The organism is Bradyrhizobium sp. S3.7.6, from assembly GCF_054061875.1.
Genome location: NZ_JBSSEQ010000001.1, coordinates 8,087,530 through 8,101,413, shown reverse-complemented (window position 1 = coordinate 8,101,413; position 13,884 = coordinate 8,087,530). Strand labels below are relative to the sequence as shown.

Below are 13,884 nucleotides of genomic sequence, written 5' to 3'. Positions count from 1 at the left end.
GTGGATGGCCGGGACAAGCCCGGCCATGACGACGACCTCTCGCTACAGCATCACTTCTTCACCAGCGGACACGCCGGGTCCGGTGGACCAAACGCCTTCTCGCCCGAGATGGTCGTGAGGATCTTGTAATAGTCCCACGGATATTTGCTCTCCTCCGGCGTCTTCACCTGCACCAACCAGAGGTCGTGCACCATCAGATTGTCCTCGCGCAGTTTGCCGTTGCGGGCGAAGAAATCCTCGATCGGCTTTTCCCGCATCTTCGCCGCGACCTTGAGCGGATCGTCGGTGCCGGTCTCCTTGATGGCGTTGAGATAGTGCATCACGCTCGAATAGACGCCGGCCTGCCACATCGACGGCATCTTGTTCATCTTGGCGAAATAGCGCTTCGACCATTCGCGGGTCTTGTCGTCCATGTCCCAATAGAACGACGTCGTCAGCAACAGCCCTTGGGCGGCCTGCAGGCCGAGGCCGTGGATGTCGGTGATTAGCGCCAGCAGCGCCGCCATCTGCTGGCCGCCCTTGAACACGCCGAACTCCGAGCCGGTCTTGATCTCGTTCATGTTGTTCGGGGGACCTGCGGCAATGCCGATGATCTTGGCCTTGGAGGCCTGCGCCTGCAGCACGAAGGAGGAGAGGTCGGGGGTTGCCAGCGGCGGCCGCACCGAGCCCAGCACCTTGCCGCCATTGGCGGTGACGACGCTGGAGGCGTCGCGCTCCAGCGAATGGCCGAAGGCGTAGTCGTCGGTGATGAAGAACCAGCTGTCGCCGCCGCGCTTGACCACCGCATCCGCGGTGCCGACCGCGAGCGCGCGGGTGTCGAACACCCACTGGATCGCGTAGGGCGAGCAGAACTTGCCGTGGAAATCCGCCGTGCCGGTCGAGTGGGTGATGAACAGCCGCTTCTTCTCGTTGGCGATGTTCTGTACCGCGAGCCCGACCGCGGAGACCGGCACGTCGACGATCAGGTCGACCTGATCAACGTCATACCAGCGCCGCGCGATGCCGCCGCCGATATCGGCCTTGAGCTGGTGGTCGCCGATCACGATGCTGATCGGCTTGCCGAGCACCTTGCCGCCGAAATCGTCGATCGCCATCTGCGCCGCCGTCACCGATCCCTGGCCGGTCGGCGCGGAGGCGGGGCCGTTCATGTCGGTGAGCACGCCGATCTTGACGATGTCGTCGGAAACCTGCGCCGACGCCGTACCCGGCAGCAGCGCCGCCGCCAAGAACGTCGCTGCAAAGCCGGCCGCAACCGGCAGTCCAAATCTCGTTGGATTCACGCTTGTCCTCCCCTGATCCGGCTCGTTGGCCGGTGTTGCCCGGGTATGGCCCGGCTGAATTGGTTTCTTTTGCAACTATTTGGGGTCGGGCGTCAACGTCAGGCCGCGAAGCGGATCTGTCCCGCCGGCGAGGGATCGTAGCCGGTCAGTTCCTCGGCGCGCTGTCGCAGCCGCCTTTCGCTGAGGAACCGGATCAGGGCCTGCATCGGCGGGCGGAAATAGCTGCGCTGCCGCATTGCGAGATCAAAATTCTCCCAGACCAGCGGCACGAAATCGAGCCCGGCCGAGCGCGCCGCCGCACGCGTCGCGATTCCGCAATCGGCCTGTCCGGCGCGGACGATCTCGGCGAGATCCGGCCCGGTGAGGGCCGGCGTCTCGATCCGGCGCAGATCGCGGGTCGAGGCGCCGGCGCGCTTCAACAGCACGTCGAGCAGCATCTGCGCGCCTGTGCCCTGTTGTCGCATCGCCATCCTGACACCGAGCGCAAGCACGTCGGAGAGGCCGCGCAGCCGTTTCGGATTGCCCGGCGGCAGCACGAGACCCTGCTCGCGGCGCACGAATGCGACCAGCACCGCATCATGCAGGTCAGGCGCGTCACGCAGCGTCGTCGCACTGGCGTCGGAAGCAAGATTGCCGTCGGCCTCCAGGCTGTGGAAGTGCACCGCCGCCGCCATCACCTCGTCGCGTTGCAAGCGCTCGAGCCCGCGCGCGCTGCCCTCGCTCATCGATCCCAGGCCCGAGCCGGATTCACGCAGGCTCCAGTCCAAAAGCTCGTCCTGGCTGCCGCCCACGACCGGCGGCGGCTCCGCAGTCAGCATGCCGGCCGGACGCGCCAGTCCCGACAGGACCCAGAGGTCGAGCTCGTGCCGCGGGAAGAGCCACTTCCCGGTCACCTTGGTGCAGGGAATCGCGCCGGTGGTGACGAGTTCGTAGAGCTTGCGTTCGCCGAGCCGAAGGTAGTCGGCGGCTTCGCTGGTCGTCAGGAATTCCATCCTGCATTCCTATGCAAATTCTTGCTTCTTTTTGGCGTTCGACGCAGGTGGAATTCTGCATTTCAATTTACGTCCGCCAGGACCATGCCCGATCATCTCGCTGCTTTGCAACACATCCTCACGCGCGATCTCTGCTTTGGTGAACGATCCTGAAGCACCCGCGTGGCGCGGGCCTTGCGGCCATCGCGCTCGCAATTGCAATGGGCGCACCGCGCGGGCCGCATTGCCGAAATATCCCGAGTGGGGAGCGCAACGCGCAAACGCGTCACGAGTGTGGCGCAATCGATCATCATGATTGCGTCATAGCCAATGGGAACCCGATCATGGTCGTCCGCCGCCTGTCCGTTGCACTCGCGCTTCTCTGCGGCCTCGCCGCGGGCGTGGCGGCGTCATTTGCGGAGGACCGCGCGATCGTGCTGGCCTCGACCACGGCGACACAGGAGTCCGGCCTGCTCGATCATCTGCTGCCGATCTTCCGCGAGAAGACCGGCATCGAGGTGACGGTGATCGCGCGGCGTGCAGATGAAGTGCTCGACGGCGCGCGCAGGGGCGAAGTCGACGTCGTGCTGATGCACGCACGGCCGCAGGAAGAGAAGTTCGTCGCTGACGGTTTTGGCGTGAAGCGCTTTGACGTGATGTACAACGACTATGTGCTGATCGGACCGAAGAGCGATCCCGCCGCCGTGAAAGGCAAGGACATCGCCACCGCGCTGAAGGCGATCGAGGCCAAGGGCGCGCCGTTCGTGACGCGCGGTGACCGGTCGGGCACCCATGGCGCGGAGCTCGCGCTCTGGATCGTCGCCGGCATCGATATCGCCGCCGCCAAGGGCGCATGGTATCGCGAAGTCAAGCAAGGGATGGACGCAGCCCTCGACGCGGCGCGCACGGCGAACGCCTATGTGCTGTCCGACCGCGGCAGCTGGATCGCCTTCAAGGATCGCGGCGATCTCGACATCGTCGTCGAAGGCGACAAGCGGCTGCTTAATCAGTACGGCGCGATGCTGGTGAATCCGGAAAAGTTTCCGGACGTGAAGAAGGAGCTGGGGCAGACCTTCATCGACTGGCTGATTTCGCCGGAGGGGCAGGCGGCGATCGCCGGCTACAAGGTCGACGGACAGCAGCTGTTCTTCCCCAATGCGGCCAAGTCCGGCGGCTGAGCTTCGCGTTGCCAGCGGTTGCCAAACCGGACGATGCATGGTCCATCATGGCGCATGACCCAGCGCCTGCCGCCAGCACTGACGCCGCTCGACACTGCGCTCGCCGCGTTGCTGCGAGGCGTTGATCCGATCGCGACGATCGAGTTGCCCCTGACGGAGGCCGCCGGCTGCATCGCGGCAGGGACGCCGCCGCTTGCGGCCTGTCCGTCGTGCGACATCGCCGCTGCGGACGGCTGGGCGCTCTGCGCCAACGATATTGTCGGTGCGTCCGCCTATTCGCCGCTGCCTCTGACGACGGCGCCCGTTTGGGTCGATGCCGGCGACGCGATGCCGCCGGGATGTGATTGTGTGCTCGATGCCGACGCAGTCGAGGTGTCGGGTCCACTCGCCCAGGTGCTGGCGGAGGGCGTGCCCGGACAGGGCGTCAGGCGCGCCGGAAGCGACATCGCCGGGCGGGCGCCCGCCGTGGCGGAAGGGCATTTGATCCATCCTGCCACACTGCTGCTCGCGCGCACCGCCGGTGTTGAAAAGCTAAGCGTACGGCAGCCGCGGCTGGGCATCGTCAACGTCCCGGGTGCGGCTTTGACGGCGCACATGATTGCCGAGATCGCGCGCGCGGCAGGGCTGCAGGTGCAAGCGCGCGAAGCTGCCGCGCGAGATGCGGCATCGATCGCGGAAGCGCTCGGCGATCTCACTTGCGATCTCACTTGCGATCTCGTCGTGACGATCGGCGGCAGCGGCGCCGGCCGCCGGGATGCCGCGGTCAGCGCGCTGGCCCGGCATGGTGACGTGCTCGCCCATGGCCTCGCGCTCCAGCCCGGACGCACCGCCGCGGTCGGGCGGCTCGGACCGGTTCCAATCGTCGCCTTGCCCGGCTCGCCCGATCATGCGCTTGCCGCCTGGCTCGCGCTCGCGCTGCCGCTCGTCGATCGGCTGTCGGCGCGGCAGTTACGCCGACGCATGACCTTGCCGCTTGCGCGAAAAATCGCATCCAGTGTCGGCATCGCCGAAATCGCCCTGCTGGCCGAGGAACATCATGCGTGGCTCCCGCTTGCGGTGGGGGAATGGCCGCTTCAGGCCATTGCCCGGGCCGATGCATGGCTGCTCGTTCCCGCCAGCCACGAGGGATTTGCGGCAGGAACGCCGGTCGATGCCTATCTGATGCGGGAGTGATATGAGTTTGGCATGACGATGATCCCGCAATCCCAAGACCGTAGCACGCTCGAACAGGAGCAGTTCCTCAAGATCCTCTCGCGCGAGGACGCGCTGGCGCGCTTTGAAGCTGCGTTGTTCCCGCGCGCGGTCCCGAGCGAGACGCGCAAGCTTGCCGATGCGCTCGGCGCGGCGCTGGCCGAAGACATCACGGCGCCCCTCGACGTTCCGCCGTTCGACCGTTCCAACGTTGACGGCTTTGCCGTGCGCTCGGCCGATCTCGCCGCGGCCGGCGAAGGCGCGCCCGTTCGCCTTGCGCTGAACGGCGAGACCATTCACTGCGGCACCGCGCCGAAGCTGCAGGTGGCGACGGGAACCGCAACGCCGATCGCAACCGGCGGGCCGCTACCGCGCGGCGCCGACGCCGTCGTCATGGTCGAGCATACCCAGCCCGCCGGATCCGATGCGATCGACGTCCGGCGAGCCGTTTCGCCGGGACAGTTCGTGTCCTACGCAGGCTCCGACATCGCGCGCGGCGAGGCGCTGCTGCGCGCCGGCACGATCATCGGCTCGCGCGAGATCGGCATGCTGGCGGCCTGCGGCATCGCCGAGGTGACCGTCGCGCGCAAGCCGCGTGTTGCCGTGATCTCCACCGGTGACGAATTGGTTCAGCCCGGCGAGGCGCTCGCGCCGGCTGCGATCTACGACACCAACGGCGCCATCGTCGCCGCCGCGATCGACGAGAACGGCGGCGAGGCCGTGTTCCTCGGCGCCATTCCCGACGATGAGGCAAAACTCGAAGCCGCCATGCGCCGCGCGCTGGCGGACGCCGACATGCTGGTGCTCTCGGGCGGCACCTCGAAGGGCGCCGGCGACGTGTCCCATCGCATCATCGGCCGGCTCGGCCAGCCCGGCATCCTCGCGCATGGCGTCGCACTTAAACCCGGCAAGCCGCTGTGCCTTGCGGTGTGCGACGGCAAGCCGGTGGTGATCCTGCCGGGCTTCCCGACCTCGGCGATGTTCACCTTCCACGACATGATCGTGCCGGTGCTGCGCAGGATGGCCGGGCTGCCGCCGCGCTCCGATGCCAAGGTGAACGCGACCGTGCCGGTGCGCATCGTCTCCGAGCTCGGCCGCACCGAGTTCGTCATGGTCTCGCTGGTCGGCGGCAAGGACGGCCTGATCGCCTATCCCTCCGGCAAGGGGTCCGGTGCGATCACGTCGTTCGCGCAGGCCGACGGTTTTCTGCGCATCGACGCGCTCGCCGACCAGATGCCGGCCGGGACCGACGCCGAGGTGACGCTGTTCACGCCGCATGTGCGGGTGCCCGATCTCGTCATCGTCGGCAGCCATTGCACCGGCCTCGATCTCGTCACCGCACGGCTCGCGCATGCGGGGCTGACCGTGCGCTCGATCGCGGTCGGCAGCCTCGGCGGACTTGCGGCGGCGAAGCGCGGCGAATGCGATCTCGCGCCGATCCATCTGTTCGACGACAAGAGCGAGACCTACAACACGCCTTACCTCGTTGAGGGGCTCGAGCTCGTCCCCGGCTGGCGGCGGATGCAGGGCATCGTGTTCCGGAAGGGCGACAAGCGTTTCGAGGGGCTCGGTGCGAAGGAAGCCGTTGCCGCCGCGCTCGCGGACCCCGCCTGCATCATGGTCAACCGCAACCAGGGCGCCGGCACGCGCATCCTGATCGACCGGCTGCTCGGCGGTGCGCGCCCGGAAGGTTACTGGAACCAGCCGCGCTCGCACAATGCCGTGGCTGCGGCTGTCGCGCAGCACCGTGCCGACTGGGGCATGACCATTGCGCCGGTCGCCCATGCGGTCGGCCTCGGTTTCATTCCGTTCGCGGAAGAGCATTATGATTTCGCGCTGGTGACGGCGCGCAAGCAGCGGCCGGCGGTGCAGGCCTTTCTCGACGCACTCGGCTCGGATGAAGCGCGTACTGCGCTGGAGCGGGCGGGCTTCCGGCCTGCGTAGAGGCGACGACGCGGCGTTCAAGCCGCGCGACAGGGTGGGGGACGCGATGGCGAGGCCGCTTTCGGTTGCGATCGTCGGTGCCGGCATGGGCGGGCTTGCGACTGCTGCGGCGCTTCGGCGCGTCGGTATCGATGTGATGGTCTACGAGCAGGCCTCCCAGTTCGCCCGCATCGGCGCCGGCATCCAGATCGGCTGCAACGCGATGAAGGTGTTGCGCGAACTGGGGCTGGAGGCGCGGATGCGCGAGCACTCGTTCTATCCACGCTCCTGGAACAACCGCGACTGGAAGAGCGGCGACATCAAGTTCGACATGATTTTTGGCGAGAGCGCGGAAGAGAAGTTCGGCGCGCCCTATCTGCTGGTCCATCGCGGCGATCTCCATGCGGCGCTGGCGAGCGTGGTGTCGAACGAATTTGTGCGGCTCAATCACAAGCTCGTTGGCCTCGACGAGACCGGCGATGGTGTCCGGCTGAGCTTTGCCGATGGCACGCGTGCCATCGCCGATGCCGTGGTCGGCGCGGACGGCGTCCATTCGACGGTCCGCGATCTCCTGTTCGACACCTCGCCGGCCAAATTCACCGGCCGCATCGCCTATCGCACCACCTATCCTGCCGCGCTGCTCGGCGGCGCAGGGATCGACGACTGCACCAAATGGTGGGGCGAGGACCGCCACATCGTGATCTATTACGTCAAGCCTGATCGCAGCGAGGTCTATCTCGTCACCAGCCAGCCCGAGCCGGACTTTCGCATCGAGTCCTGGTCGGCGAAGGGCGACGTGCGCGACCTGCGCGCATCATTCGAAGGCTTTCATCCGCAGGTCACTCGGGTGCTCGCGGCATGTCCTGACGTGCACAAATGGGCGATCATGGACCGCGACGCGCTGGAGCACTGGGCCGACGGCAAGGTGACGCTGCTCGGCGATGCCTGCCATCCGATGACGCCCTACATGGCGCAGGGTGCGGCCATGGCGATCGAAGACGCCGCCGTGCTGTCGCGCTGCCTCGACGGTGTCGGCCGCGACGGCGTCGCCAATGCGTTCCGCCGCTTCGAGGCAACCCGCAAGGTGCGCACGACGCAGGTGCAGGAGACCTCGCGCGCCAACATCTGGCTCAAGGAGAGGACCGATACGAGCTGGGTCTACGGTTACGACGCCTGGTCAGTGCCGCTGGCGGCTTGAACTGCCTGCTCGCGCTTGCGCCGACGTTTCTTGTCAGGAGGCGGCATCCAGCGCGGCCAGCCGCTCGGCTTCGGCGATGTCCTCGACCGTGTTGGCGTTGAAGAATGGATCGAGCGGCGCGGTCGGCCACGTCACCGTCGCGAGCGGATAGCGCGCGGTCCAGCGGTCGATCTTGCGGAGGTCCTCGACGACCAGCGCGTGACGCAGCTCGTCGCGCAAGGCGACGCGCCACAGACCGATCACCGGATGCGACTGGTCGCCTGATGCGGCGACCGCGAGCTGGGCGTTCTCGCGCTCCCGCGCCTCGTGCAACTGCGCCACGAGATCGCGCGGCAGGAACGGGCAGTCGCCTGCGGCGCTCAGTACCCATTCGATGTCAGGCCGGTTCGCCGCCGTCCAGTCGAGCGCGGCAAGGATGCCGGCGAGGGGCCCGGGGAAGCCGGGTACGTCATCGGCGACAACGGGCAGACCGAACGCCGCGAAGCGTGCGGGATCGCCATTCGCGTTGAGGATCAATCCGCTGCATTGCGGCGTCAATCGCGCGATCACGCGCTCAAGGATGGTGCGGCCGCCGATGGTCCGCATCGGCTTGTCGCCGCCTCCCATGCGCCGCGCGAGGCCGCCTGCGAGCAGCACGCCCTGCGTGGCTGGAATGTCAGTCGTCACCACCTTCACCCTTGCGCTTGTGCTTCGCCGATTCCTCCTCGACGTAAGCAAGGTTCTGGTCGTAGACGATCCGCTCTTCGCCCGCGAGCACGATGAAGCGCTTTCCGCGCGTGCGGCCGACCAGCGTCAGTCCGACCTGGCGAGCGAGATCAACGCCCCAGGCGGTGAAGCCGGACCGCGATACCAGGATCGGAATGCCCATGCGCACGGTCTTGATCACCATTTCCGAGGTCAGGCGTCCCGTGGTGTAGAGGATCTTGTCGGAGGCATCGACGCCGTGGCGGTACATCCAGCCCGCGATCTTGTCGACCGCGTTGTGACGGCCGACGTCCTCGGTGTAGCAGAGCGGTTCGCCCTCTCTGCACAGCACGCAGCCGTGGATCGCGCCGGCCTCCAGATAGAGCGAGGGCATGGTGTTGATGGTCTGCGTCATCTGGTAGAGCCAGGAGGTGCGCAGCTCTGCCTTCGGCAACGCGACGCTCTCGACCGCCTCTAACAGGTCGCCGAACGCGGTGCCCTGCGCGCAGCCCGAGGTCTGGGTTCGCTTCTTCAGCTTGGCTTCGAAATTGGTGTGATGTGAGGTGCGCACCACCACGACCTGGAGGTCGTCGTCGTATTCGACCTCGGTGACCTCGTCATTATATTTCAGCATGTTCTGGTTGAGCAGATAACCCAGCGCCAGATATTCCGGGTAGTCGCCGATCGTCATCATGGTGACGATCTCCTGCGAATTCAGGTAGAGCGTCAGCGGCCGTTCCATCGGCACCTTGATCTCGACCTTGGCGCCGGTCTGGTCGGTGCCGGTCACGCGCTCTGTCAGGCGCGGGTCGTCAGGGTTCGGAACGATCAGGGGCACCGGGGCTTTGTCGATCTTCATCATGGCCGCGACGTTAGCATGACATTCGGGTCAAGCCGATATAAGCATGCTCACGACGATGGAGAAGGCGGTTCCGGCCGCATGACACGGCTGGCGGAGATCGAGTTGCGATGAAAGTCATCGGCCTTGCGGGCTGGAGCGGTGCGGGCAAGACCACGCTGTTGACGCGGCTGATCCCGCATTTCAACGCGCAAGGCCTGCGCGTCTCCGTCATCAAGCATGCCCATCACCAGTTCGACGTCGACGTGCCCGGCAAGGATTCCTGGCGCCACCGCGAGGCCGGCGCGGCCGAGGTGCTGGTTGCGTCATCGAACCGCTGGGCCCTGATGCATGAATTGCGTGGCGCCGAGGAACCGCGGCTGCCGGAGCTCCTGGGCAAGCTGTCAAGCGTCGATCTCGTCGTGGTCGAGGGCTTCAAGCGCGAGCCGCACCGCAAGATCGAGGTGCATCGCGCCGCCAACGGCAAGCCGCTGCTGTTTCCCGATGATCCCGGGATTGTCGGGATCGCGACCGACATCGCCATTGAAACCCGCCTGCCGACCGTCCATCTCGATGATATCGAGGCTGCCGCGGCGTTGCTGCTGCGTGCGGCGATGCCGGTCGAGGAAGCGGTGGCAAAAAGCGCCGCGATACGCTGACGAGGCACCATGGCGCAACTGTCGGACGATTGCTTTGCCTTCGGCGGACCGATGATGTCGGTCGACGAGGCCGTTGGTCTGATCACCACGCGCGTCAATGCGATCGCCGATATCGAGACCGTGGCACTCATTGACGCGGACGGACGCGTGCTCGCGCACGATATCGCGGCGCCCCTGCCGCTGCCGCCCTTCACGAACTCCGCCGTCGACGGTTACGCCGTGCGCAACGCCGACCTTCCGGAAAGCGCGGAACGGGCATTCCCGCTCGACGGCCGCATCCAGGCCGGCGGCCTTGCGCAGGCGCCGATCAAGGCCGGCCACACTGCGCGCATCTTCACGGGCGCGCCGATGCCGCCCGACGCGGAGACCGTCTTCATGCAGGAAGACGTTCGCCTCGATGAGGCCGGCAGAATCGTGCTGCCGCCGGGGCTGAAGCCCGGCGCGAATGTCCGCCCTGCGGGCGAGGACATTCCGCAAGGACACGTCGCGCTGCGGGCCGGCCAGCGGCTGCGGCCGCAGCATGTCGCGCTTGCTGCAGCATTCGGCCTGACCCGGCTCGACGTCGTCAGGCGCATCCGCGTCGCCGTGTTCTCGACCGGCGACGAGCTGGCTTCGCCCGGCGAGCCGCGCGCGGCCTCACAGCTGTTCGATTCCAACCGCTTCATGCTGATGGCGATGCTGCGCCGGCTCGGCTGCGAGGTCTCCGACCTCGGCATCTTGCGCGACGAGCGCAATGCGCTCGCGGATGGATTGAAGCAGGTTGCAGGCAGCCACGATCTGATCCTCACTACCGGCGGCGTCTCGACCGGCGAGGAGGACCACGTCAAGGCGGCTGTCGAGAGCATCGGCTCGCTGGTGCTGTGGCGGATGGCGATCAAGCCCGGCCGTCCCGTTGCGATGGGCATCATCGGCGGCACGCCGCTGATCGGCTTGCCCGGCAATCCCGTCGCCAGTTTTGTCACCTTCGTCCATGTGGTGCGGCCGACGGTGCTGGCGCTTGCGGGCAGTCTGCCGGAGCCGCTGTTGCCGATCCCGGTGCGTGCCGCGTTCACCTACAAGAAGAAGATCGGCCGCCGCGAATATGTTCGCAGCTCGTTGCGACGCGGAGAGGACGGTGCGTTGGAAGCGGTCAAGTTTCCGCGCGAAGGCGCAGGCCTGTTGTCGTCGCTGGTCGAGACCGATGGCCTCATCGAACTCGGCGACGACATCACGCGTGTCGAGCCGGGCCAGAGCGTGGGTTTCTTGTCCTATGCGGATTTGCTCTGAGCCTCGCGTTGACGCCATCGCCTCACCCCGCCATGTTGCGCCCATGACCAGAACCACGCTCGATCTCACCGGGTTGAAATGCCCGCTACCTGCCCTGAAGACGCGCAAGGCGCTCAAACCGTTACAGCCGGGTGATCAGCTCGAAGTGCACTGCACCGACCCCTTGTCGGTGATTGACATTCCGAACCTGATCCGCGAGACGGGCGACACGGTGGAGATCACCGAGCGCAACGAGGCGCGCATCGTGTTCTTGATAGAAAAGATCAATGGATCGATAGAGAAAACCAATGGTGCGCTGCGTTCGTAGTGCACGGTCACTCTGCTGATACCTACCTTTTGTCTATCGACATCAATCGTGGCTTCTGCCCCAATTGACAACCTCCGTGCAGGCGCGGAGGTTGAGTCTTGTCTGCGATACGCGGATGAACGGGCCAAGCTCACGAAGCCTGCACGGTGTATCGGCATAGAGCCCCGCTCGAGGGGTTAACGACTCGGACGCGCGTGACGATCCTGGCGCGCGTCGAATGATTGTGCGGAGCAGCAGGGACCGTTGGCTGCGTCGCGAGGGCTGAGGACCAGGATTGCAGCGGCAGGCTTGCTCAGAAGGGCAACTGCAGGGGAGGACTACATGGCAACAATCGAGAGCGCTGGAACACTTTCGGGTGCCGGCGCAGGTTTTCTGGATCGCGAGCGAACCATCGCGACCGCCGGCTTCAATCGCTGGCTGGTGCCGCCGGCTGCGCTCTGCATCCATCTCTGCATCGGCATGGCCTACGGCTTCTCGGTGTTCTGGCTGCCGCTGTCGCGCGCGATCGGGGTGACCGCGCCGAAGGCGTGCGCAGACATGTCGCTGTTTCAGGAGCTGTTCACGACCAGCTGCGACTGGAAGGTCGCCAGCATGGGGTGGATGTACACGCTGTTCTTCGTGTTGCTCGGTATCGCGGCCGCGGTTTGGGGCGGCTGGCTGGAGCGCGTCGGTCCGCGCAAGGCCGGCTTCGTCTCGGCGCTGTGCTGGTGCGGCGGCCTCTTCCTCGGTGCGATCGGGGTCTACACCCATCAGCTCTGGCTGTTGTGGCTGGGTTCGGGCGTGATCGGCGGCATCGGTCTCGGCCTTGGCTATATCTCGCCGGTGTCGACGCTGGTGAAGTGGTTTCCGGACCGCCGCGGCATGGCGACCGGCATGGCCATCATGGGCTTCGGCGGTGGCGCCATGATCGGCGCGCCGCTGGCGAACCTGTTGATGAACTACTTCAAGACCCCGACCTCGGTCGGCGTCTGGGAGACCTTCGTCGCGATGGGCGTCATCTACTTCGTGTTCATGATGATCGGCGCGTTCCGCTATCGCTTGCCGCCGCCCGGCTGGCAGCCCGAGGGCTGGACCCCGCCGTCCAAGGCCAACGCGATGATCTCGAAGAGCAACGTCCATCTCAACGACGCGCACAAGACGCCGCAGTTCTGGCTGATCTGGTGGGTGCTGTGCCTGAACGTGTCGGCCGGCATCGGCGTGATCGGCATGGCCTCGCCGATGCTCCAGGAAATCTTCGCCGGCAAGCTGATCGGCCTGCCGGACGTCGGCTTCAACGCGCTCGACGCCGGGCAGAAGGCGCAGATCGCCGCGATCGCCGCGGGCTTCGCCGGATTGCTGTCGCTGTTCAACATCGGCGGCCGCTTCTTCTGGGCATCGCTGTCGGATAAGATCGGGCGCAAGAACACCTATTACACGTTCTTCATCCTCGGCATCGTGCTCTACGCGCTGGCGCCGACGTTTGCAGCGATGGGCTCGAAGCTCCTGTTCGTGCTCGGCTTCGGCATCATCCTGTCGATGTATGGCGGCGGGTTCGCCACCGTGCCGGCCTATCTTGCCGACATGTTCGGGACCCAGTTCGTGGGCGCCATCCACGGCCGGCTGCTGACGGCGTGGTCCACCGCGGGCATCATCGGTCCCGTCGTGGTGAACTACATCCGCGAGTTCCAGCTCGCGGCGGGCGTGCCGCGCGATCAGCTCTACAACACGACCATGTACATCCTGTGCGCGATGCTGATCGCGGGCCTGATCTGCAACTACCTGATCAAGCCGGTCGATTCGAAGTGGCACATGAAGGACGCCGACGTCGCCAAGCTGCAAGCGGCGAGCGCCAGCGCCGCTGCCGCGGGGCCGCACGGCTCCTACGGCATCGGATTTGGCGGGCTTGACGTCAAGGCGGCGCTGTTCTGGGCCTTCGTCGGCGTGCCCCTGCTTTGGGGTGTCTGGAAGACACTGGAGAGCGCGGTCAAGATCTTCTGATCGCCGTCGAGACTGCCGCGGGATGCTGATCATCGGCGTCCCGCGGCGTTCGCCTTTTAGACATCATCGAGAGTCGGACTTAATCAAGAGTGGGACTTAGGGGGATTGAAATGCTTCGCACCCGAATTTGCCTTGTGGCCGTGTTGCTTGTCGCCGGCCTTCATGCCGCATCCGCGCAGACGACGCCGCCGGCGGCGCCTGCCGCAACGACCGAAGCCAAGCCGGGCAAGATCAAGCTCACCATGCAGAAGCTGAAGGACATGAAGGCGAAATGGGCGGCCAACAAGCCGAAGCTCAAGGCCTGCCGCGCCGACGTGAAGTCCAAGGGCCTCGCTGGCGACGACCGCTGGTTCTACATCGAAGAGTGCATGAGCAAGACGTGAGGCCGCGCCGCAAATCGGGTCGATGAAGG

Annotated in this window: 13 protein-coding genes; 9 read left to right on the top strand and 4 right to left on the bottom strand. The window is 66.1% G+C overall.

Annotation, left to right across the window (positions count from 1 at the left end; all coding sequences use genetic code 11):
- Positions 1 to 50: 50 nt before the first annotated feature.
- A complete protein-coding gene (locus tag ACVJ5M_RS39100) occupies positions 51 to 1,280 on the bottom strand; it encodes an ABC transporter substrate-binding protein (protein WP_063985274.1) in 1,230 nt (409 codons plus the stop codon).
- A gap of 98 nt (positions 1,281 to 1,378) precedes the next feature.
- Entirely contained in the window at positions 1,379 to 2,272 is an 894-nt protein-coding gene (locus ACVJ5M_RS39095; protein WP_063985273.1) for a helix-turn-helix transcriptional regulator, read from the bottom strand.
- 323 nt (positions 2,273 to 2,595) lie between these two features.
- On the opposite strand from ACVJ5M_RS39095, the gene ACVJ5M_RS39090 reads away from it, so the two are divergent.
- From ACVJ5M_RS39090 to ACVJ5M_RS39075, 4 genes are read left to right on the top strand one after another with little or no spacing between them, the layout of a single operon-like run.
- Positions 2,596 to 3,429 (top strand): substrate-binding domain-containing protein, encoded by an 834-nt coding sequence (locus ACVJ5M_RS39090; protein WP_063985272.1) that lies wholly within the window; start codon positions 2,596 to 2,598, stop codon positions 3,427 to 3,429.
- A 54-nt stretch (positions 3,430 to 3,483) separates the two neighbouring features.
- On the top strand, positions 3,484 to 4,602 hold the full coding sequence (locus ACVJ5M_RS39085) for a molybdopterin-binding protein (protein WP_063985271.1): 1,119 nt from the start codon (positions 3,484 to 3,486) through the stop codon (positions 4,600 to 4,602).
- A gap of 12 nt (positions 4,603 to 4,614) precedes the next feature.
- Entirely contained in the window at positions 4,615 to 6,564 is a 1,950-nt protein-coding gene (locus tag ACVJ5M_RS39080) for a molybdopterin biosynthesis protein (protein ID WP_063985270.1), read from the top strand.
- A 46-nt stretch (positions 6,565 to 6,610) separates the two neighbouring features.
- On the top strand, positions 6,611 to 7,741 hold the full coding sequence (locus tag ACVJ5M_RS39075; protein ID WP_354099745.1) for an FAD-dependent monooxygenase: 1,131 nt from the start codon (positions 6,611 to 6,613) through the stop codon (positions 7,739 to 7,741).
- A gap of 33 nt (positions 7,742 to 7,774) precedes the next feature.
- Here ACVJ5M_RS39075 and mobA read toward each other — a convergent pair whose 3' ends face one another.
- Complete coding sequence (mobA, locus tag ACVJ5M_RS39070; RefSeq protein WP_063986649.1) at positions 7,775 to 8,410, bottom strand: molybdenum cofactor guanylyltransferase MobA; 636 nt, start codon at positions 8,408 to 8,410, stop codon at positions 7,775 to 7,777.
- The gene (gene fdhD / locus ACVJ5M_RS39065; protein WP_063985269.1) at positions 8,397 to 9,287 is read right to left on the bottom strand and encodes a formate dehydrogenase accessory sulfurtransferase FdhD; all 891 of its coding nucleotides are present in this window, start codon (positions 9,285 to 9,287) and stop codon (positions 8,397 to 8,399) included. The genes mobA and fdhD overlap by 14 nt, the downstream gene beginning before the upstream one ends.
- A gap of 107 nt (positions 9,288 to 9,394) precedes the next feature.
- Here fdhD and mobB point away from each other — a divergent pair, with 107 nt between their 5' ends.
- The 5 genes from mobB (at position 9,395) to ACVJ5M_RS39040 (ending at position 13,855) form a co-directional block, all read left to right on the top strand.
- The gene (gene mobB, locus ACVJ5M_RS39060; RefSeq protein ID WP_063985268.1) at positions 9,395 to 9,922 is read left to right on the top strand and encodes a molybdopterin-guanine dinucleotide biosynthesis protein B; all 528 of its coding nucleotides are present in this window, start codon (positions 9,395 to 9,397) and stop codon (positions 9,920 to 9,922) included.
- Positions 9,923 to 9,931: 9 nt separating this feature from the next.
- On the top strand, positions 9,932 to 11,188 hold the full coding sequence (locus ACVJ5M_RS39055; RefSeq protein ID WP_063985267.1) for a molybdopterin molybdotransferase MoeA: 1,257 nt from the start codon (positions 9,932 to 9,934) through the stop codon (positions 11,186 to 11,188).
- 43 nt (positions 11,189 to 11,231) lie between these two features.
- Complete coding sequence (locus ACVJ5M_RS39050; protein WP_014497569.1) at positions 11,232 to 11,495, top strand: sulfurtransferase TusA family protein; 264 nt, start codon at positions 11,232 to 11,234, stop codon at positions 11,493 to 11,495.
- Positions 11,496 to 11,816: 321 nt separating this feature from the next.
- Entirely contained in the window at positions 11,817 to 13,472 is a 1,656-nt protein-coding gene (locus tag ACVJ5M_RS39045; protein ID WP_063985266.1) for an OFA family MFS transporter, read from the top strand.
- A 110-nt stretch (positions 13,473 to 13,582) separates the two neighbouring features.
- A complete protein-coding gene (locus ACVJ5M_RS39040) occupies positions 13,583 to 13,855 on the top strand; it encodes a hypothetical protein (RefSeq protein WP_063985265.1) in 273 nt (90 codons plus the stop codon).
- Positions 13,856 to 13,884: the final 29 nt, after the last annotated feature.